Annotated in this window: 18 protein-coding genes; 8 read left to right on the forward strand and 10 right to left on the reverse strand. The window is 35.3% G+C overall.

Annotation, left to right across the window (positions count from 1 at the left end; all coding sequences use genetic code 11):
• Nucleotides 1-74: 74 nt before the first annotated feature.
• Together carB and CGC49_RS09965 are read left to right on the forward strand one after the other, a co-directional pair.
• The gene (gene carB / locus CGC49_RS09960) at nucleotides 75-2,927 is read left to right on the forward strand and encodes a carbamoyl-phosphate synthase large subunit (RefSeq protein WP_042009502.1); all 2,853 of its coding nucleotides are present in this window, start codon (nucleotides 75-77) and stop codon (nucleotides 2,925-2,927) included.
• Between the two features lie 70 nt (nucleotides 2,928-2,997).
• Nucleotides 2,998-4,161, forward strand: a complete 1,164-nt coding sequence (locus CGC49_RS09965; protein ID WP_095912542.1) for a toll/interleukin-1 receptor domain-containing protein — start codon at nucleotides 2,998-3,000, stop codon at nucleotides 4,159-4,161.
• A gap of 101 nt (nucleotides 4,162-4,262) precedes the next feature.
• On the opposite strand, the gene CGC49_RS11225 is transcribed toward CGC49_RS09965, so the two are convergent.
• Nucleotides 4,263-4,433, reverse strand: coding sequence for a hypothetical protein (locus tag CGC49_RS11225; protein ID WP_157909035.1), 171 nt, complete (start codon nucleotides 4,431-4,433; stop codon nucleotides 4,263-4,265).
• Between the two features lie 224 nt (nucleotides 4,434-4,657).
• On the opposite strand from CGC49_RS11225, the gene CGC49_RS09970 reads away from it, so the two are divergent.
• Nucleotides 4,658-5,398, forward strand: coding sequence for a hypothetical protein (locus CGC49_RS09970; protein WP_198540626.1), 741 nt, complete (start codon nucleotides 4,658-4,660; stop codon nucleotides 5,396-5,398).
• A 164-nt stretch (nucleotides 5,399-5,562) separates the two neighbouring features.
• Here the strand turns inward: CGC49_RS09970 and CGC49_RS09975 are convergent, their stop codons facing one another.
• The 4 genes from CGC49_RS09975 to CGC49_RS09990 form a co-directional block, all read right to left on the reverse strand.
• Nucleotides 5,563-6,855, reverse strand: coding sequence for an ABC transporter permease (locus CGC49_RS09975; protein ID WP_042009497.1), 1,293 nt, complete (start codon nucleotides 6,853-6,855; stop codon nucleotides 5,563-5,565).
• 46 nt (nucleotides 6,856-6,901) lie between these two features.
• The gene (locus tag CGC49_RS09980; RefSeq protein WP_095912543.1) at nucleotides 6,902-7,855 is read right to left on the reverse strand and encodes an ABC transporter ATP-binding protein; all 954 of its coding nucleotides are present in this window, start codon (nucleotides 7,853-7,855) and stop codon (nucleotides 6,902-6,904) included.
• 131 nt (nucleotides 7,856-7,986) lie between these two features.
• Nucleotides 7,987-8,694, reverse strand: a complete 708-nt coding sequence (locus tag CGC49_RS09985; RefSeq protein WP_095912544.1) for a bifunctional 2-polyprenyl-6-hydroxyphenol methylase/3-demethylubiquinol 3-O-methyltransferase UbiG — start codon at nucleotides 8,692-8,694, stop codon at nucleotides 7,987-7,989.
• 5 nt (nucleotides 8,695-8,699) lie between these two features.
• Nucleotides 8,700-9,698, reverse strand: a complete 999-nt coding sequence (locus CGC49_RS09990) for a TlpA disulfide reductase family protein (protein ID WP_095912545.1) — start codon at nucleotides 9,696-9,698, stop codon at nucleotides 8,700-8,702.
• Nucleotides 9,699-9,851: 153 nt separating this feature from the next.
• Here CGC49_RS09990 and CGC49_RS09995 point away from each other — a divergent pair, with 153 nt between their 5' ends.
• Entirely contained in the window at nucleotides 9,852-10,424 is a 573-nt protein-coding gene (locus CGC49_RS09995) for a DUF3109 family protein (protein ID WP_042009493.1), read from the forward strand.
• Between the two features lie 69 nt (nucleotides 10,425-10,493).
• On the opposite strand, the gene bshC is transcribed toward CGC49_RS09995, so the two are convergent.
• The gene (gene bshC, locus CGC49_RS10000) at nucleotides 10,494-12,092 is read right to left on the reverse strand and encodes a bacillithiol biosynthesis cysteine-adding enzyme BshC (RefSeq protein ID WP_095912546.1); all 1,599 of its coding nucleotides are present in this window, start codon (nucleotides 12,090-12,092) and stop codon (nucleotides 10,494-10,496) included.
• 360 nt (nucleotides 12,093-12,452) lie between these two features.
• Here bshC and CGC49_RS10005 point away from each other — a divergent pair, with 360 nt between their 5' ends.
• The 4 genes from CGC49_RS10005 (at nucleotide 12,453) to CGC49_RS10020 (ending at nucleotide 15,719) form a co-directional block, all read left to right on the forward strand.
• Nucleotides 12,453-13,658 carry an SPOR domain-containing protein gene (locus CGC49_RS10005; RefSeq protein WP_095912547.1) on the forward strand — a complete coding sequence of 402 codons (1,206 nt, stop codon included), beginning with the start codon at nucleotides 12,453-12,455 and terminating at the stop codon, nucleotides 13,656-13,658.
• Nucleotides 13,659-13,681: 23 nt separating this feature from the next.
• Complete coding sequence (locus CGC49_RS10010; protein ID WP_042343976.1) at nucleotides 13,682-14,206, forward strand: acyl-CoA thioesterase; 525 nt, start codon at nucleotides 13,682-13,684, stop codon at nucleotides 14,204-14,206.
• A gap of 88 nt (nucleotides 14,207-14,294) precedes the next feature.
• Entirely contained in the window at nucleotides 14,295-14,951 is a 657-nt protein-coding gene (locus CGC49_RS10015; protein WP_095912751.1) for a metal-dependent transcriptional regulator, read from the forward strand.
• 18 nt (nucleotides 14,952-14,969) lie between these two features.
• Entirely contained in the window at nucleotides 14,970-15,719 is a 750-nt protein-coding gene (locus CGC49_RS10020) for a DUF3298 and DUF4163 domain-containing protein (protein ID WP_095912548.1), read from the forward strand.
• 618 nt (nucleotides 15,720-16,337) lie between these two features.
• On the opposite strand, the gene eno is transcribed toward CGC49_RS10020, so the two are convergent.
• The 4 genes from eno to CGC49_RS10040 all read right to left on the reverse strand — a co-directional run bounded on the left by eno (nucleotide 16,338) and on the right by CGC49_RS10040 (nucleotide 21,431).
• Nucleotides 16,338-17,627, reverse strand: a complete 1,290-nt coding sequence (gene eno / locus CGC49_RS10025; RefSeq protein ID WP_041994254.1) for a phosphopyruvate hydratase — start codon at nucleotides 17,625-17,627, stop codon at nucleotides 16,338-16,340.
• Nucleotides 17,628-17,723: 96 nt separating this feature from the next.
• Nucleotides 17,724-18,827, reverse strand: coding sequence for a glutamine-hydrolyzing carbamoyl-phosphate synthase small subunit (gene carA, locus CGC49_RS10030; protein WP_095912752.1), 1,104 nt, complete (start codon nucleotides 18,825-18,827; stop codon nucleotides 17,724-17,726).
• A gap of 279 nt (nucleotides 18,828-19,106) precedes the next feature.
• A complete protein-coding gene (locus CGC49_RS10035) occupies nucleotides 19,107-20,108 on the reverse strand; it encodes a glycosyltransferase family 2 protein (RefSeq protein WP_095912549.1) in 1,002 nt (333 codons plus the stop codon).
• An 87-nt stretch (nucleotides 20,109-20,195) separates the two neighbouring features.
• Entirely contained in the window at nucleotides 20,196-21,431 is a 1,236-nt protein-coding gene (locus CGC49_RS10040) for a DUF1343 domain-containing protein (RefSeq protein ID WP_198540642.1), read from the reverse strand.
• Nucleotides 21,432-21,449: the final 18 nt, after the last annotated feature.

A 21,449-nucleotide genomic window follows, 5' to 3' on the forward strand; every position in this document is an offset into this window, starting at 1 on the left:
ATATATAAAGGTGTTATCTTTTTTAGGTAACACCTTTTTTTAAAATTTTAAAAAATAATACTTATCTGAATATTATGCCAAAGCGTAAAGATTTAAATTGTGTATTGTTAATTGGTTCAGGACCAATCATTATCGGACAAGCCTGTGAGTTTGACTATTCAGGTTCGCAGTCATTGCGTTCGCTACGTGAGGACGGCATCGAAACGGTGCTTATCAACAGCAATCCTGCTACCATTATGACTGACCCTTCAATGGCTGACCACGTTTATTTAAAGCCTTTGACTACCAAATCCATAGTTGAAATTCTGAAAAAACATCCCAATATTGATGCCGTTTTGCCTACAATGGGAGGACAAACTGCCTTAAATCTTTGCATTGAAGCCGCTGAAAAAGGGATTTGGAAAGATTTTGGTGTAGAAATCATTGGTGTGGATATCGATGCCATCCAAATTACGGAAGACCGAGAGAAATTCCGTGTGCTTTTGGACAAAATTGGCATTCCGATGGCTCCGTCCGAAACGGCAAATTCCTTCCTTCGAGGAAAAGAAATCGCTCAGAAATTCGGTTTTCCTTTGGTGATTCGTCCGTCGTTTACATTGGGCGGAACAGGAGCTTCTGTGGTATACAAAAAGGAAGACTTCGATACGCTTCTCACACGTGGTTTGGAGGCTTCTCCCATTCACGAAGTGTTGATTGACAAGGCGTTAATGGGTTGGAAAGAATACGAATTGGAACTTCTTCGTGATAAAAACGATAATGTGGTAATTATCTGTACCATTGAAAATATGGATCCAATGGGTATCCACACGGGCGACTCCATTACCGTTGCTCCGGCGATGACGCTTTCCGATAGAACGTTCCAACGTATGCGTGATATGGCAATCAAGATGATGCGAAGTATCGGCGATTTTGCGGGAGGCTGCAACGTACAATTTGCCGTTTCTCCTGACGAAAAAGAAGATATTATCGCCATAGAAATCAATCCGCGTGTGTCACGTTCTTCGGCTTTGGCTTCCAAAGCAACAGGGTATCCGATTGCCAAAATTGCAACAAAATTGGCTATCGGTTATAACTTGGACGAACTTTCCAACCAAATCACTAAGTCCACTTCGGCACTTTTTGAACCTACGTTGGATTATGTTATCGTAAAAATTCCGCGTTGGAACTTTGACAAATTTGAAGGTTCAGACCGCACTATCGGTCTGCAAATGAAATCGGTAGGAGAGGTAATGGGTATCGGTCGCTCGTTCCAAGAGGCGCTTCATAAAGCTACGCAATCACTTGAAATCAAACGCAATGGATTGGGAGCAGATGGCAAAGGATACAAAAACTATGAGCAAATTATCGATAAACTTACTAACCCAAGTTGGGATAGAGTCTTTGTGATTTACGACGCCATCGCGATGGGTATTCCACTTTCGAGAATTCACGAAATCACTAAGATAGATATGTGGTTCTTGAAGCAATACGAAGAACTATACAGCATTGAGAAAGAAATTTCAACCTATAAAATAGAAACACTTCCGAAAGATTTACTATTGGAAGCCAAACAAAAAGGCTTTGCCGACCGCCAAATCGCTCATATGTTGGGGTGTTGGGAAAGTGAAGTCTATAAAAAACGTGAAGAATTGGGTATCAACCGCGTATATAAGTTGGTAGATACGTGTGCTGCCGAGTTTAAAGCACAAACGCCGTATTATTACTCTACGTTTGAAGCTCCAATTCGTGATGCGAACGGCAATCTTTTCACAGCGAATGATAGTATCGTTTCCGACCGCAAAAAAGTAGTTGTGTTAGGCTCAGGACCTAACCGTATCGGACAGGGAATTGAGTTCGATTACTGTTGTGTTCACGGAGTGCTGTCGGCTGCCGAGTGTGGTTATGAAACCATTATGATTAACTGCAACCCTGAAACGGTTTCTACGGATTTTGACACGGCAGACAAGCTCTACTTCGAGCCTGTTTTTTGGGAACATATTTACGACATCATTCGTCACGAAAAACCCGAAGGTGTTATCGTTCAGTTAGGCGGGCAAACCGCTTTGAAATTGGCTGAAAAACTTCATAAATATGGCATTAAAATCATCGGAACGAGTTTTGATGCGTTGGATTTGGCAGAAGACCGCGGACGATTCTCCACGTTATTGAAAGAATTGGGCATTCCGTATCCGAAATTTGGTGTTGCTGAGACTGCCGACGAAGCCTTAAAGTTAGCCGATGAGTTGGACTTCCCGCTTTTGGTGCGTCCGTCGTACGTGTTGGGTGGACAAGGAATGAAAATCGTTATCAACAAGCACGAATTGGAAGAACACGTGGTGGATTTGCTTCGTAAAATTCCGAATAACAAACTTTTGCTCGACCATTATTTAGATGGAGCTATCGAAGCCGAAGCCGATGCCATTTGCGATGGCGAAAACGTGTACATCATCGGAATTATGGAACACATCGAGCCGTGTGGGGTGCATTCGGGGGATAGTAACGCCACGCTGCCGCCGTTTAACATCGGTGAGTTTGTGATGCAACAAATCAAAGACCATACGCACAAAATAGCTAAAGCCTTAAACACGGTGGGACTGATAAACATTCAGTTTGCCATTAAGGACGACACGGTGTATATCATCGAAGCCAACCCGAGGGCATCGCGTACCGTTCCGTTTATCGCCAAAGCCTATGGGGAGCCGTACGTGAACTACGCTACCAAAGTGATGCTCGGTGAGAAGAAAGTAACCGATTTCGATTTCCAACCGAAATTGGACGGATTTGCTATCAAACAGCCTGTGTTTTCGTTTAACAAGTTCCCGAACGTGGATAAACGTTTAGGACCTGAAATGAAATCTACCGGCGAGAGTATCCTTTTCATAGACGACCTCAAAGACGACCAATTCTATGAACTCTATGCGAGAAGGAAAATGTATTTGAGTAAGTAGGGAATAGGAAATAGGGATTAGGCAATAGTAGGGGCGAATTATAATTCGCTCTTTTCAAATAAAATAAAGTATGAAAACAGAAAGAGAATTAGCAGAACTTATTTTTGATAAGTTTAGAGAAGCAAGATGTAAAGAAAATGGAATAGTGCCTCTCCGTAACATACGTAATGATAAAATAGTAATGAATCTTAACCCAAAGGAAAAAGATTTGTTTTTGAAAGTATTCAATGGATTAATTTTTACGGGTTATTATACCTATGAGAAAGGAGGTTTAGAATGTTTACAATTGACACGGAAAGGATTTGACTATATTTATGATGATGATGCTGTAAAATCGATGGTGAAGAAGCCTTGGGTATTTCCAGAAGCAGAAAAGACAGATTGGGACAAAGCATACAATAGATTGTGGAGAGTAATTGGGAAAGAGGGAAACATCTTCTACATAAAAGGTTCAAAATTTTACGAGTTTGTAGCAGAATTGTCTGATGAAATTCCTCCCTCATATAGTCAATATATAGAGTATAGGAAAAAAAAGGGATTATCAATAAATAGAGTTGATTATTATAAAGATTTAATCAATCTTTTAGATGATGAGAGTAAGCTTCTTCTATATGCAAAAATTCAAATATTTATAGAAATAGATTTTTCCAAAGAAAAGGAAGAAACTAATAATAGTTGGGACTTTCCAATATTATCAAACGAAGAGAAACCTTTATTGAAGGAAGAAAAGCCAATTGAACAAAAGGATGTAGTTCATCCAAAAGTATTTATATCATATTCTTGGGATGACAAAGAACACGAAAATTGGGTTTTAAAATTAGCTACAGAACTATGTGAAAAAGGTGTGGATATAATTTTGGATAAGTGGGAATTGAATGAATTAGGAAAGCCATTACCTAATTTTATGGAAAACTCTATTAGAGAGTCTGAAAGAGTGATTTGCGTGATGACTCCTAACTATAAAATAAAAACAGAAAAGCCAAAAGGAGGAGTTGGCTACGAGTATTCAATAATAACGGCAACTATATTTCAAGATATAGAAACATCTAAATTCATCCCTTTATTAAGAGGAGATGAAAATACTTCTATACCAACCATGTTAAACGGGAGAATGTATATTGATATGAGAAGTGATACTGATTTCGAAACCAAAGTAAAAGAGCTTTTGCGTGATATTCATAGAGAGCCTAAACACAAGAAACCTCCAATAGGAAAAAAACCAAAATTTGATTAAATCTCAGTAACAAGGTATTTTTATTTTTTTCAAAATCGATAAAATATCTCATATATGAAGACGCCCTCACAGCGTCTTTTCTTTTTAACAGGATTTTAATACTAATCTGCTGAATTTTTACCACTTACGGCACGGATATTGCTGCGTATATCATAAGAAATCCCTGTAAGTGATGAGTATTTACTCATAGGATTTTGATAATTCCCGTACAGAAAAGCATTCTTACAGCAGGGAAGCAAGGTTTGACCTGCATCATATAAGTTCTGACCCATAAGAAATCAATATTTACCAACAAGAAATCAATATTTACCAACAGGAAATGAATTCTGACTAACGAGAAATCAATTCCGACCAATAAGAAATGAATTCTGACTGACAAGAAATCAATCTTGACCGACAAGAAATGGATTCTGACCGGTAAAAATCCATTTCCTGCAAGTAAAAATCTATAAAATCAATAGAAAATTAAAAGTTTAACACCAAAAACACAATTATTATGAATGAGAATTTACATCAGAACGAACAAAACTTGAATCAGAATGACCAAAATCTGAATCAAAACGAGCAAACACCAACTCCAAAGAAGCGAAACGTACATATTTCAATGGAGGAATGGATTCAGCGAATGCGATTGGCGTTTTCTAACGGGAAATTGCCTAACATTCAGGAGCAGATGGGGCTGTTGGGCTATACTACCGAAAAACTTGATGAGCTTTTAACAAAAGTGGTGCGTTTGGAAGAGTTACACCAAATCCAAAAGACGGAATACGCTCAGCAATACGCCGAAACGGAGAAGTTCGACCAAAAATTTTCCGAAATCAATGATTTGTATACCAAGCATTTGGCTTTCTGTAAAATCCTTTTTAAGGGCGATACGTTAGCAGGTGCTTCGCTCGACTTTGCAGGGAAACGCAAAACGGCATATAGCGATTGGTTGGTGCAAGTGGGGAACTTCTATTCGCAATTGCTTAAAAACTCGGCGTTTTTAACTAAGTTGCAGTCTATCAACATCAAAGAAGAAGATTTGAAAGCGGTACAAAATAAACTCACAGAAGTCATCGCTCTGAAAGAAAGTCAGAAAAAGGAAACCGCCGAGGCTCAAAAAGCCACCGAAGTTCGCGACAAATTCTTCGATGAACTTTACCCGCAGTACAGTGAGTTTGTGGCTTACGCCAAAGTTGTGTTTGCTCATAGTCAGGAGCTTGAGGCTTTGGGTATTGTGACCAAAAAAGCATAAGAAATTGAAATATTATCGGTAAGGACGTCCATTGGGGTGTCTTTACTTTTTTTATGTTGGTAATGGATTGAAATATGTTTGATTTTTATTTCTTTGTACTTTTCAATCAAAAATGTCTATTAAGCCAAAAAGTCAGATGTTAATGACTTTTAGTACAATCGCATTTAATATTTTAACCACTTTAAAATTTCTTTGTACGTAGGTTTCTTGCCGTACATCAGTATACCAATACGGTAAATTTTGGCAGCAATTCCGATAAAAAGGAAGAAAGTAGCATACAGAATTACAACTGAAATTAGTAATTCCCACCACGAGACTCCAAAGGGAACTCGCATCAGCATGACTACAGGCGAGGTCAAGGGAATATACGAAAACACAACTGAAACAGTGCCATGAGGTTCTTCGATAACACTGAAAAATCCGATGTAAACTGCTAAAATCAAGGGGATAAGGACAGGCATCAGGAACTGTTGCGTGTCCGTTTCGTTATCCACCATAGCTCCTATGGTAGCATAAATAGAACTGTACAGAAGATATCCTCCGATGAAATATAATAGGAAAGCTCCAAACATTTCCATAAACGGAAATTGGAAAAATGCAACCAGAATTTCGGAAGTAATTCTATCCATTCCCGATTTCGTCATCACAATTTCGTTGGTTGATGATGGACTGATGCCTAAAAAATTTGTTGTAATAGTCATCAAAAGTCCACCGAAAATCATCCAGATTAAAAACTGTGTAAGTCCCGCTAATGAAGTGCCAAAAATTTTCCCTAACATCAATTCAAAGGGTTTTACAGAAGAGATGATAATTTCCACAATCCGATTGCTTTTCTCTTCGATGACGCTTCGCATAATCATATTTCCATAGATGATAATAAACATAAAAATCAAATATCCTGCGATGCCTCCGATAGCGATTTTGATGATACTACTCAGTTCAGAACTTTTTTCTCCACTGAAATTTGATAAAGAAATGTGTATGCTTTCACGAGCATTGTCGATTTCATTTTTGTTCATTCCTTTGTCAGTTAGATTTAATTCAAAAAGAGCATCCTCTAATGTGTTTGATAATTGATTAAGAAGGGTAATATTTGGAGTTTCTTCACTGAAAAATTCGATGTTTTCTTTCCATTTAGGTGTTGTTTTTGAGGGGATATGCAGTAATCCGTATGAATTTTCAGTTAAAACATTCAATTTTGCATCCGAAAGAGTTATGTTTTCAAGAAAAGTATACTTTATTGTTTCAGAATCTTTGAAACTGTCCATAAAAAAACCACTTTCATCTAAAATAGTGATTTTTTTTACGTTACTTGTGCTATTGATTGTTGTTAGATATCCTATCAAAGTTCCAAAAACCACCACTATTAGTGGACTTACAAATGTCATTATGATGAATGATTTATTGCGTATTTTATTGAGATATTCTCGTTTGGTAATAATTCCTATGTGTTTCATTAGATATTTCTACGTTTAATTTTTTGTGTACGGTGATACATTTGTACTAATCAAAGTTTGGTGTTGATATTCTCGCTTCTCTTTCTTTGATGGATTTAATGAAAATCTCATCCATAGAGGGTATAGATTCAACAAAATGAGTTACTTCAGCCTTTGTTTGTAAAAAATGTAGTAACTCTCCTGTGGATTGTTCGTCCTTTTTGTGTATATTGATTTTCAAGTCGTCGTATAAGCTCTTAAAATTAGCTTCTGAAACGGAAAAATATTGTTTTAAGTCTTCTAAAACGGCTTTTTTTCGATTTTCATCGATTTTTAAACCAACTTCATATGTGTTATTTTTGAATTTTCGCTTTACATCAATTAATTTTCCTTCCAAAATCTTTTCTGATTTATTAATCAATGCGATGTGATCACATATTTCTTCTACAGACTCCATACGATGAGTGGAAAAAATGATAGTTGCTCCTTTTTCGCGTAGATATAGGATTTCGTCTTTGATAATATTTGCATTGATAGGGTCGAATCCACTGAAAGGCTCATCAAAAATCAGTAATTTTGGCTCGTGAAGTACGGTAACCATAAATTGTATTTTCTGAGCCATTCCTTTAGAGAGTTCTTGTACTTTTTTATTCCACCAATCACCGATATTTAGCCGATCAAACCAAAATTTAAGTCTTTGCTTAGCTTCTATTTTTGATAAACCTTTAAGTTGAGCTAAATACATCACTTGTTCGCCTACTTTCATTGTTTTGTAAAGCCCTCGTTCTTCGGGTAAATATCCAATTTGGTATATGTGTTTATTTTGTAGCGGTTCACCATCGAAAAAAACTTTTCCCGAATCCGGGAATGTAATTTGATTAAGGATTCGAATCAAGGATGTTTTACCTGCCCCATTTGGACCTAATAATCCAAAAATGCTCCCTTTTGGAACATGTAGTGAAACATCATTTAATGCTATGTGTGAACCGTAGGTTTTACAAATATTTTCTGTAATAATCATATATATTGGTTATTTTCAGTATTTTTTTTAGTGTTTTATGAGTTTAAGTTGTCTTTCAAATTTTGTTTGAAGAATTTCAGTGTAGTATCAGATACAATTAAACAAATGACATAAATACAGACATTTTGAGATTAAAGATGCTCCAAACGAGCTAAATAATCAAAATTTTCTCCTTCTGCAATGAGTTCGCAATTCAATCCAACAGAATGAGCAACGTTTTGTAGGGTGTTGTAATCCACATATAACCACGGAAAAGGAGGTTCTTTCTCGCCTTTATATTTTACTAAATACATTAGTTCCCCGTAGTAATCAAACTCTAAAGGTACGTCGTAGGAGCCATCCGAATTTTGGTCGAACATATATATGATGTCAGAGGAATCAGTTAATATTTGTCCTTTTGGAGCTAAAAGGCTTTTGATTTTAGCAAAAAAAGTTCCCATTTTGCGAAGTCGTCCACACATCCCAGCTCCATTCATCAGTAGTAAGATGGTATCAAATTGCCCTTCAAAGGTCATTATATCTCCAACATAAGCATTTTGTAGACCTCGTAATTTACATACTTCAATGGCTTTGGGTGATATATCAACCGAATGAACTTCCAATCCTCGTTCATTTTGCAGATAGAGTCCATGAGTTCCTGCGCCACATCCTATATCCAGCACTTTTCCTTTCGCTAATTGTAGAGCTTTCTTCTCTAACGGAGGCATCTCTGAAAAAGAACGAAATAGATAGGGCAAAGGCAATACATCTTCCTCTGAAATAGAAGTTTCCGTTTTGATGTCTTCCGTATAATTTCCTTGTTGATAGTCTAATAATGCTTGTCCAAATAAGTCCTTCATTATGCTTATTTTAGTAGATTTTCGAGATTTGGAATAAGTTTTTTGTGGTCAATATTTCGAGCTACGATAATTCCGTTTTCGTCAATTAACATAGCTGTCGGCAACCAACGGATAGCGTATGTCTTTATCGGTTCTGCTTTCCACGCACCTTCAACGAATCCGTGTGTCCAAGTTAGTCCGTCGGTCGCAATCGCGGTTTTCCAATGGTCTTTTTTTCGGTCAAACGACACGCCTAATATGGTAAAATTTTTGTCCTTATATTGATTGTAGAGTTTCACCAGTTCAGGGTTTTCCTTACGACAGTCGGGACACCACGAAGCCCAGAAATCGATAAGTACCACTTTCCCTCTCAAATCACTCAAGCAAATGGTGTTTCCTTCTAAGTCTTCCATCACAATCTCAGGAGCAACTTGTCCAGGTTGTATTTTTTCCAATTGAGTGATAGCTCCATCAAGTTCTTCAATATAAGTGTTTCTTGATAAATTTTGATTTATCTTTTTTCGAAGTAAAATTAAAGATTCGTAGTCATATAAATAGGCATTTCTTGCTAAAAAATAGGCTATAACAGGCGAACTGTTGTCTTTTTGGAGTAAACTGTCCAAATTTATACGTTTTGTCGCATTCAAATCATCATACTTCTTGAATAATTCAGTATTTTCACTGCCAAAGGCTTCTGAAATTTGCCAATTATCGTTGAGAGTTATGGAGATGTCAGCGTTTTCTAAGAAAAAATTAGCCCTTTTTCCTGAATTTCCTAATCGAATAGCGTGTACTAAAGGTTCTTGTAACTTTCCTTTAAACGTAAAGGTTTGATTTTTCGCTTCTACCGAGTCTACAACGGTATATTCACGGTTTTTATACTCCAATAAATATACTTTTTCATTTACGTTTGTAGGTAACTTTCCGTTTAGTGTAAACGAATCGGATTCTTGCTTCATAGTATTATTACAAGAAAAAATACTTCCTAATATACTTACTAACAGTATTTTATGTTTGTTGTTCATACAGAATGTTTTTTAGATAGCTACAAAGATATATTATTAATTCATAAATGACAAATTTGGGAACGTTCTAAACTAACTTTAAAAGAGCGAGAGTTAAAAACTTTTCTCTATTTTTGCCGACTGAGAAGCAGTATCTTTATAAAATTCGGACGTATGATACAAATAGGGGAGACCATTATATCAGAGGATATAATTGAAAATGAGTTTGTTTGCAACTTGAACGCTTGTAAAGGGGCTTGTTGTATTGAGGGGGATGCAGGAGCTCCAATAGAGGATGAAGAATTGAAAATTTTAGAGCGTATCTACCCAGAAGTAGCTCCTTATCTAACGGAAAAGGGACGAGAATCTATTGAGAATCAAGGTGTATACATCAAAGGTGAAGATGGAGAATGGGAAACTCCTCTTATTGACAATGCCGATTGTGCTTATGTGGTTCGCAATGAAAAAGGCTGGGCATTATGTGCCATTGAACAGGCGTACAACGATGGTAAAATTGACTGGAAAAAACCAATTTCGTGTCATTTGTATCCAATTCGATTACAAAAATACACTTCGTTTACGGCGGTAAACTACAATCGTTGGCATATCTGTAGTGACGCTTGTAGTTTAGGAAAGGAGTTACAAGTTCCTGTATATAAGTTTGTTAAAAATGCACTCATCCGTAAATTCGGAGAAGCATGGTACGAAGAATTGGAACTGGTCGTAGCTCATTTGAAAAGAAAATAAAATCTACAAAAAAGCAGACCTCGCAAAGAAAGTTAGTTTTCTTGAATAGTTTAAGTCAAGAGGAAGACATTATTTCACAGCTAAAAATTCGAAATGAAAAGGATTAAAATCATTTTTTAAAACTTCAAAAAATGATTCGCCATATTCTAAGTATAGTTCCGAAAAGTTAGTAAAACGTTCCTGTAACGACCCATTTGGAAACAATTCACTTTGCAACGTTGTCAAACGCTCTAATTTTTCGGAAAGTTGTCTTTTTTGAGCTTTTAACAAGCGTTTTTCCAGATTATTTAATCCTTTCAATTGCTTAATTTCTTGTGATTTGACAGCGTTTAAAAAAGTTTTATCTGTTTTTTCTGCCAGTACATACAAATTTGCAAATTGGTTTTGTAGTGCTTTTCTTTGTTCTGAGAAATCAATTGGAAATTCGCTTAATTTTTGAACATATATGTTCTTAAGATTCTCTGATTTAAGGAATAAATCAGCAATTTTCATTTCTGCTTTTTTTATTCTATTGTGTTGTTTATCAGTTATAAAAACAGCTGAATTTCGTAACATCAGTATAGGAAAAACAATTTTTTCACTATCAAAAAAGCTTTTTAATTCCAACCAGTAAGCAATTTCGCCACCTCCTCCAATATAAGCCAAATTTGGCAATATAACCTCTTGGTACAGAGGACGCATGATCACATTAGGAGAAAAACGCTCAGGATGATTTTCGAGTTCATTAAGTAATTCTTTTTCAGTGAAGTACATTTCTGTTTCGTGGACTCCATAACCATTTTCGGTTATTACAATTCTATTACGGCCTTTTTCTGTTAGGTAAAATAAATTGATTTCACGAGGATTTACCTGTGTTGGATATATTTTATCTAATTCCTGAATTTGTATTATTGTTTTTTTAACTTCTTGATATGCAGTGTTTTTTAGTATGTCATTTCGCATAAAAGAAGCGAACGATTTCTTTAACTTTGAATCATTTCCATCGATAATCACCAAGCCGTAGTTTTCAAAAAGAGTATTCACTAAAGATCGAGTAGCAGATGCTAAATCCTTGTTTTTTAGGTAACTATTCTCAAAAAGTTGTTTTAGAAACTCAGCGTTTTTACCCACTCCCAGATTCGAAATAAAGGATGAAAATACAGCGTCCAATGTTGTTGTATCAAAATTTCCTGTCATCCCTGTTTGTGAACTATTCCAACGAAAGGTTTGCTGTTTAAAATGAAAGTGATTAATTTCCTCAAAATCATGGTCTTCGGTAGCCATCCAATAGATTGGCACAAAATGATAGTCAGGGTATTTTTTTGATAGTATTTCACATGTGTTGATGACGGAAATGATTTTATAAATGAAATATAAAGGACCTGTAAATAAACTCAATTGATGTCCAGTTGTGATAGTGAACGTGTTTTTATCCCCTAATTTAGCGATGTTTTTTTGTACTTTATCCGATGTTTTGAGAGAAGCATACTGTTCCCTTAAGGAGTTTACCAATAGCACTCGAGCTTCATCTGAAAATTGTTGCTGTTTCTCAAGAATCTGTTTTTCGAAGTTTTCCACTGATGGAAAACGGTGGTACAATGTACGTAAGGTTTCTTTTTCATTTACGTAGTCACTTATGAATGAAGAAAAAAAACGGATTTGGTCAAATGGGATACAATCAACTATCATAATAAAAACGTATATGAATGCAAAAGTAAAAAATATAATCGGTATCATAATCATTTTTGTATTGTTTTTTACCTGGGCATAGGTGTTGTATATGCCAAAATAATTCGTATTTTTGCAACTTTGTTTCCTTTTTCATGGGATTGAATAGGATGAGGTTAGGTGTTTGGAGACGCCTTTCTCAATTTGAATTTGGATAAAAATCACACAATTTTCACTTAAAATAAAACGCTTAAATATTTGAAAATAAACACGTTAATCTTTTCAAAGAAAAATATATTTGTATATAATTTTTTTTTTGCTTATCTTTGGGACTCTAACATGGCTAATTAGTTTATTTTCAACACTTAAAATATTATTTGTATGAAAGATCTTAACATTTACGTGGAGGAATTGCTTTACAAGCATCCTTGTGTTATAATTCCTAAATTTGGGGCTTTTATTTCTAACAGAAAGTCCGCAAAGTTGTTTGAAGATAAAACATTTTCACCCCCAAAAAGAGAACTCACTTTTAATGCAAGTTTGAACTCTAACGATGGGTTATTGCTTAAACATATTTCAGAAACATCAGGAGTTGATTATAAATTGGTTGAAGAATATGTAAATTCCACAGTGGAGTCTTGGAAAAAGGCTTTGACCCGTGGTGAGAATCTTTCGTTAAAAAATATAGGTCTTTTTAGGCAAACCCCGGAGGGAAAAGTTTCCTTTGAGGCATTTGAAGATGTAAATTATCTCACGGATTCATTTGGCATGTCGCCTTTTGTTCCGCACGAAATTAATGAAATGTCCAATAAAAAAATCGCTGAAAATCAGGTATCTTCTACCATAGACCCTGTGGTGCCCAAACCGAGTATTGAACCTACAGTGCCAGAGAACAGAGATGAAGCAGAAGATTCAGAGCAGCAACCTGTTAAAAAAGGGAAAAAACGTTCGTTCGTTAAATATACCGCAGTTGCAGTTGTTGGTCTTATTTTGTTGACCGTTGGCGTAATCACTTTCTTTGGAGAGCCTTTGGAAAACAATGAAGAGATGATGCTTGCTGAAAATCAGATTGAAGAAAAAGTACAACAAAAATTGAGTGAAGCTACTTTAAATATTCCGATGAGTTTTTCAGCTATTCCTGTGGAAGTAACAAAAGTAGATGCTTTAAAACCAAAAGATAATGATGTTTCTCAGTCTTCTGCTTCTCAAAATGTTGCAACTTCAAAGCCGACAAACCAGAATAAGACAGAAGTAAAAACGAATAAGAAAGAGACTACTCCTGTGGCAACAACTACACCTAAGGAGACGACTAAAAAAACGAATGCTAACTCATCAGCCAAAGTAAAAAAATATCAAGTGATAGCTGGTGCTTTTAAAGAAGAGAAAAACGCAAATACCAAAGTTGCTCAATTAAAAAAATTAGGTTTTAAAAATGCTGCTGTTATTGGAATCAATGCCAAAGGATTATATCAAGTGAGTTATGCTGGATTTGACAGCATGGCAGAGGCAGAGGCTTTGAAACAACAAATCAAAGCAGAAAAAGACACTAAGAAATTGGAAGGAGGCTGGATTTTAACAAACGAATAATTTTCACATCACATAATAACTACATGCAGAAAAAAACACCTTCTCAATCGCGTACAATATTAACGGATTTAGTTCTCACAGGGGAAACTAACCACTTGAATCATATGTTTGGAGGAGAGCTTTTAGCACGAATGGACAGGGCAGCGAGTATTGCAGCTCAACGGCATTCACTTCGTCCGACGGTGACAGCTTCGGTGAACCACGTGGCTTTTAATCACAGCATTCAATTAGGTAGTGTTGTTACGGTTGAAGCGTCTATTTCAAGAGCTTTTTCCACCTCTATGGAGGTTTATATTGATGTTTGGGTTGAGGATTTTGACAACGGAACACGTCTCAAAGCCAATGAAGCTATTTACACATTTGTAGCTATTGACGATGAAGGAAGACCTACCAAGGTTCCTGAAATTCAGCCAGAGACAGAACTTGAGAAGGTTCGTTATGAAGGGGCTTTACGTCGAAGACAGCTCAGTTTGGTGCTTGCAGGAAAAATCAAGCCTCATGATGCTACAGAATTGAAAGCTTTGTTTATGGAATTAGAAAACGAATAAATCGATTTAAAGAATTAAACCGTCCATGTTGGTTTTACTATATTTTGAAAACCGCTATGGACGGATTTTTTATAAAAAATCAAAATCAATGACCCTATCCGAAGAAAATTACTTAAAAACAATTTTCCACCTTTTTAATGAAGAGGAAGAAGAAGTGAGCACTAATGCCATAGCCGAGGTAATGAATACAAAGGCTTCTTCTGTGACTGATATGTTGAAAAAATTGGCTGATAAAAAGCTGATTAACTATAAAAAATACCAAGGAGTTACTTTGACTACAGAGGGGAGAAATAAAGCCATCTACATAGTGAGAAAGCATCGTTTGTGGGAAGTCTTTTTGGTCGAAAAATTAGATTTTTCTTGGGATGAAGTTCATGAAATTGCCGAAGAATTAGAGCATATTGAATCTGAAAAACTTATAGAACGCTTAGATGCTTTTTTAGGATTTCCAGAAAAAGATCCGCATGGTGACCCAATTCCTAACAAACACGGTTTCTATGAAAAAACAACAAAAACACTGCTTAGTGAACTTGATAAAAATGAAAAAGGAATCTGTATAGCAGTGAAAAATACTTCTAAAGATTTTCTTCGCTATTTGAGTAAAGTTTCGATTACTTTAGGCGATGAAATTGTTGTGAAAAGTAAAGAAAAGTTTGATAATTCTATGATTGTTTCAATTCATAATAAAGAGATCAACCTTTCTGCTATGGTTTGTAGGAACTTGTATGTGCAGAAAGAAAAATAAATTCAATATTACACGGGTATGAAAAAATATATTGCTATCATTTTAGGAATTCTTTTGACGGCTTGTTCATCTGAACCTAAATTTACAGAGAAAGTAATTGAGCATACTAATGAAAATTGTATGGATAATTGCCTTTCTGTTACTATAAATTATTTAGTTTGTAAGAAACCAACAGCCTTTGCTGACTTTTTCAACCGTGAAATTGAGGAACAGGTAATTAACTTTCTATTGAGCAATCAGATAGATTCTTTGGTGACTAATGTTTCGTCAGTTTCTGAAGCTGTAAAGCTTTTTGTCGATGACTATAATAAATTACATGAACATTTTCCTGATATTCCTGCTTTTGAATTGAACTTGAGCGATAGTATTTCCTTTCAGAATAAAAAAATCATTTCTTTGGTTTCGGATAGATATGCCTATACTGGAGGAGCTCATGAGCTTTTGACAACTATTTTTTTGAATTTTGATATCGAAACAAAAACACTTATTGCTAATGAAAATTTATTTTCAGATATTGAAAAAGTATCTGAAATTGCTGAAATACACTTCAATGAACAGCGAAAAATCGTTTCTGCCACCAATCCAACTGAAAATGATTTTTGGTTTGATGATAATAAATTTACTTTTCCCGAGAATATTGGCTTTACGAAAGAATATTTAATTTTGCTTTATAATCCCTATGAAATAGCTTCGTACGTTAATGGAGCATTTCAGGTCAAAATACCAATAGAGGAGGTTAAACCTTATCTTAATATTGGAGATTTATAGTTTGTTTGAGTCTAAAAAAATCGGTATAGATCATACATCCAAGTTTCATTTTTCCTACTGTGAAGAGTGTAGCTTGGATTTGTTGTTCATAAAAGTTTAATAAGAAAAGTGTATCAGTAACCTTTTGCAGTTCAAGGTTTATATTCCGATAAACTTCATCTATTTGTCAAGTATAAAAATACACTTTAATAATTTAAAATAAATCTAAATAAATTTTGTGATTTCAAAAAAAACTATTATATTTGCCTCGTTGTTAGTAGTTGTTATTTGCAAAGGGAATTAATTTAGTAGTGTTTTTTATATTTCATTTGCAGTTCAAATTATGTAAAGAAGTTTGCAAATTATTTCTTTCATAAGTGAATAGTTAGTTTTAAGCGGAAAGTCTGTCATAATTGGCAGACTTTTTTGTTTTGGAGAGATTGATTGAGTAGTTAAAGTAGAGAAGTATTTATTTGATTTTCAGTAGTAATTTGGGTATCTCAGTTTTATGTATCATCTAAATTTTATCCAATAAAAAACTATCCAAAATGTTTTTACTTTTGATAAGAATATTTATAAAATACTCAAAATCAATTCGTAAAACATTTTTGGATAGTTCAATAAAGCTAAAATAAAGAATTACTTCACATTAAATGCTTTTTCTTGTGGGAAATACGCTACCAATCCTAATTCTTCTTCAATGCGAATCAATTGGTTGTATTTTGCCATACGGTCAGAACGTGAAGCTGAGCCTGTTTTGATTTGTCCTGTATTCAATGCAACAGCCAAATCGGCGATAGTATTGTCTTCAGTTTCTCCTGAACGGTGTGACATTACCGAAGTGTAACCTGCTCTGTGAGCCATTTCCACAGCTGCAATCGTTTCAGAAAGTGTACCAATTTGGTTTACTTTGATAAGGATAGAGTTAGCAACACCTTTTTCAATACCTCTCTCAAGGATAGAAACGTTTGTTACAAACAAATCATCTCCAACTAATTGTACTTTGTGTCCGATTTTTTCAGTAAGCATTTTCCAACCTTCCCAGTCATTTTGGTCCATACCATCTTCGATTGAGATAATTGGATATTTTTCAACCAATTCAGCTAAGTAATCAACTTGTTCTTGTCTTGTACGAACTTTTCCTGAAGCTCCTTCAAATTTAGAATAATCGTATTTTCCGTCAGCGTAGAACTCTGATGAAGCACAATCCAAAGCGATTTTAATTTCTTCGCCCCATTTGTAACCTGCATTTTCTACTGCTTTTTTGATAGAATCTAACGCGTCTTCTGTTCCTTCGAAAGTTGGAGCAAAACCTCCTTCGTCACCCACAGCAGTGCTTAATCCTCTGTCGTGCAATACTTTTTTCAAGTTATGGAAAACTTCTGCTCCCATTTGGATAGCTTGAGAGAAGTTTTTAGCTTTTACAGGCATAATCATAAACTCTTGGAAAGCAATCGGAGCATCAGAGTGAGAACCTCCATTGATGATGTTCATCATAGGAACAGGCAATGTGTGTGCACTAACTCCACCTACATAACGATACAAAGGCAAATCCAATTCAGCAGCAGCAGCTTTTGCAACAGCCAAAGAAACACCTAAGATTGCATTAGCACCTAATTTTGATTTGTTTGGTGTTCCATCAAGCTCAATCATTGTTCTGTCGATAAGATTTTGCTCGAAAACACTCATTCCAATAATTTCCTCAGCAATGATTTCGTTAACGTTAGCAACGGCTTTCAATACACCTTTACCCATATAATCTTTCCCTCCATCACGAAGTTCAACTGCCTCATATTCACCAGTTGAAGCTCCTGAAGGAACAGCTGCTCTTCCAAGATGTCCGTTTTCTGTTATAACATCAACTTCTACTGTTGGATTTCCTCTTGAATCCAAAATTTGTCGTGCGTGTACGCCTACAATAATACTCATATTTTCTATTATTTAATTAAAATTTCTTTTTATTGATTAACAATTTTCAATGAAGAATGATTTAACTCAAATCGTTCATTACAAAATTCTTATCTGTTAATTATTTTTCATCATTTCCGCAAATTGGTCAAACAGATAAGTGGCATCGTTTGGTCCAGGTCCAGCTTCAGGGTGATACTGAACGCTGAAACATTTTTTGCCTTTAACACGAATTCCCATAATGGTATCATCATTGAGGTGAACGTGCGTAATTTCAATATTTTTATTAGCTTCTGCTTGTTTTCTGTCTACCGCAAAACCATGATTTTGAGAGGTTATCTCTCCTTTTCCTGTAAGTAAGTTTTTTACAGGGTGATTAATTCCTCTGTGTCCGTTATGCATTTTGAATGTGGGAACGTCATTTGCCAAAGCAATGATTTGATGTCCTAAGCAAATCCCGAACAAAGGTAAATCCTCTGCTATCATTTGCTTCACTTTTGCAATAACTTCTGTTAGTGGTTCAGGGTCTCCTGGTCCGTTTGATAGAAAATATCCATCAGGATTCCATTTCTTTAACTCTTCCAGAGGAGTGTCATACGGAAAAACCTTTATGTACATATCGCGTTTTGCCATATTTCTCAAAATGTTTTTCTTAATTCCAAAGTCAAGAGCGGCAACCTTGTACGTAGCGTTCTCATTGCCAAAAAAATAAGGTTCAGTAACTGACACTTTTGAAGCCAATTCTAAACCTTTCATATCAGGAATTTGTTTTAATTTTTCTTTAAGAAACTCTAAATCATCGGTTTGAGTTGAAATAACGGCGTTCATTGAACCATTATCACGAATGTGAGCTACTAATGCACGAGTGTCTACATCGCAAATGGCTACTAAGTTGGTTTTATCGAAAAAATCTTTCAATGAACCAGAAGCACTTGGTCTGGAGTGATCATAGCTAAAATTACGACAAACCAAGCCCGTAATTTTGATGCCATCGGACTCATTTTCGTCCTCATTAATTCCGTAGTTTCCAATATGGGCGTTGGCTGTTACCATGATCTGCCCAAAGTAGGAGGGATCTGTAAAAATTTCTTGATAGCCTGTCATTCCCGTGTTGAAGCATACTTCTCCAAAAACAGTACCGTCGTTTCCTACGCTTTTTCCGTAGAAAGCGGTGCCATCAGCAAGTAAAATAACCGCTTTTTTCTTTTCTTGATATTTCATTAAAAGTTCTTTTTTGGTTTTAATTTCCAAAGGACAAAGGTACAAAAACCAGAAGAAAGAAACAAATTTTTTATGGCCATATTCTGTGTTAAAAAAAGAAAAATTGATTGAGACAAACTAGGATAAATCAAGTTATTATCAAACCAAATTGGCTGATAATTAAAAGAAGATATAACAAATTTTAAGCTAAAATTCTGTAATCAAAGTGTACCTGTTTCGGATATTTTGCAATTTCATCCGTAGTATTTGGGATAAATAAACTCTTTCTTTTAACAAAGTTTATTTTCGGCGAAAAAATAAATGAGGAAATAATTTTTCAGGTTCTTTTTTGTACAAAAATAATTTTGTAGTAGCTCTGAAAAAACCAAATCCATAGCTAAAAAACTGTACTAAAATCGCCCATATAGTCAAAAATCCAATTTTTGTGCTTTTGTTTTCCCTTGAACTGTGAAGCAGAACTATGATGAAATAACTACAGTAGATGTATAATCCTTCCAATCTGCCTATGAAAGCAACTGATAAAGAGAAGATTAATCCTGTTGAAAATAGAAAAGGTAACCAAAAAGTTATTTTCTTCGTTTGTGGATACCAATGATTTAAAATAGCTCGTGTTTGTCCGAATTTGCAGACTTGCTCTTTGAATTTTTTCCACGAAATACGACGTTTGTGATAGACAAACGCTTCTTCAATAAATGCCGTTTGATACCCTTTTTGCCATAATCGAATTACTAAATCAGGATCTTCTCCAGGATGTATTCTTCCAAAACCCCCACTACTTTCAAAAGCCTTGCGTGAAAGCCCCATATTGAAACTTCGGGGTTGGAATTTCCCTATTCCATTTTTATTGCCACGAATGCCTCCCGTGGTGAGTAAAGAGGTCATGGCATAATTGATTGCTTTTTGAATGTCCGTAAAGCTTTCACCAGCAGCATCGGCGCCACCAAAGCAATCTACATACTGTCTTTTCAGAAAATCATCTACGGATTCTAAATAATGTTCGGGTAGTAGGCAATCGGAATCTAAAATTATAAAATAGTCATAATGAGCTTTTTGCATACCATAGTTACGAGAATCTCCAGGGCCAGAATTGGGTTTGTATAAGTAGGTAATATGCAGCCTATCTGCATATTTATCACAAATCTCCTTGGATTGAAGGGTTGAACCATCTTCGATGACTACGACCTCGAAATCCCCTTCAAAAGATTGATTTTCAATAGTTTCTAATAATTCATCGACTTCAATAGGGCGATTGTAAACAGGTATTATAAATGAATAACTCATGTTCTGACACTTTTTTTAAATACTCATGGGATAGACTCTACTATCCAAATGATGTGCTTTTCGGTGGTTGTTGTAGATTATATTATTTTATTTATCTCTGTAAATCAGATATTTATTTCTTATTTCTTTGAATTTAGTCAAATCTTTTTGCCATGTTTCACGAATTTCGGTTTCGCTTTTTCCTTGGATAATTTGTTCCTTAAGTTTTTTATTTCCTGCGAGTTTGTTGAAAAAGTTATTAAAAAAATCTATTTTCACGCCTTTCGATTGCTCAAACGCTTTTTGTAACCAAGACAAATTCAAGGCTGACATTCGTGGATGATTGGTTAAATTTTCCCCATAACACACTTTTCCTTTGAATCTAGGATTTTTATCTCCCAGATTTGGTTGTGGTGTAAACTGAAAGTTAGTTTTCTCTAAATAAGGAGATCCATAAATTTGAAATTGAGATGAAGTTCCTCGTCCCATGCTTACATTTGTACCTTCGAAGAAACACAAACTTGGATATAAATTTATGGCAACATCATTAGGTAGATTTGGCGAAGGTCTTACGGGTAAACTATATGGGGTTTGGTGTGTATAATTAGATAAAGGAATCACTTTTAAATTTGCAACTATTTGATTTTTAAGCCATTTTTCTCCATTTATCATTTGTGCATATTCTCCAATGGTCATTCCGTAGACTACAGGAACTGGGTGCATACCTACAAAACTATGTTGTTCCATTTCTAGAACAGGCCCATCAATATAGTGTGCGTTAGGGTTTGGTCGATCCAGTACGATTACAGGAATATTTAGTTCGGCACAAGCCTCCATCACGTAGTGTAGAGTTGAAATATACGTGTAGAATCGGACACCTACATCTTGCAAATCAAATAAAATTACATCAATATTTTTCAGGTGTTCAGGAGAAGGTTTTTTATTTTTTCCGTAGAGTGAAATGATGGGAATACCCGTTTTTGAGTCTTTACCATCTTTGACGATTTCTCCGGCATCGGCTTCACCACGAAATCCGTGTTCAGGGACATATATTTTGTGGATGTCTATTTTGCGACTGATTAGCGAATCGACCAGGTGAGTGTATTCTCCTTTTTTGTTTTTGATGATTCCTGTTTGGTTCGTTACAATACCAATTTTTTTATTTTGTAAGTCGTTTATATATAGCCATATACGGTTACTTGCCAATACAATTTCTTTTTCAGAAATTCCGTTACTTGTGTTTTTTTGGCTATAATTTTTACAAGAAGTGATTAAAAATAGCAAAAAAAACGTATTTTTGACCATTCTTAAAATAAACAGACCATTGAATTTTCCCTTTTTCATAGCGAAACGAATTATATT

The organism is Capnocytophaga sp. H4358 (genome assembly GCF_002302515.1).
GTDB lineage: Bacteria > Bacteroidota > Bacteroidia > Flavobacteriales > Flavobacteriaceae > Capnocytophaga > Capnocytophaga canis.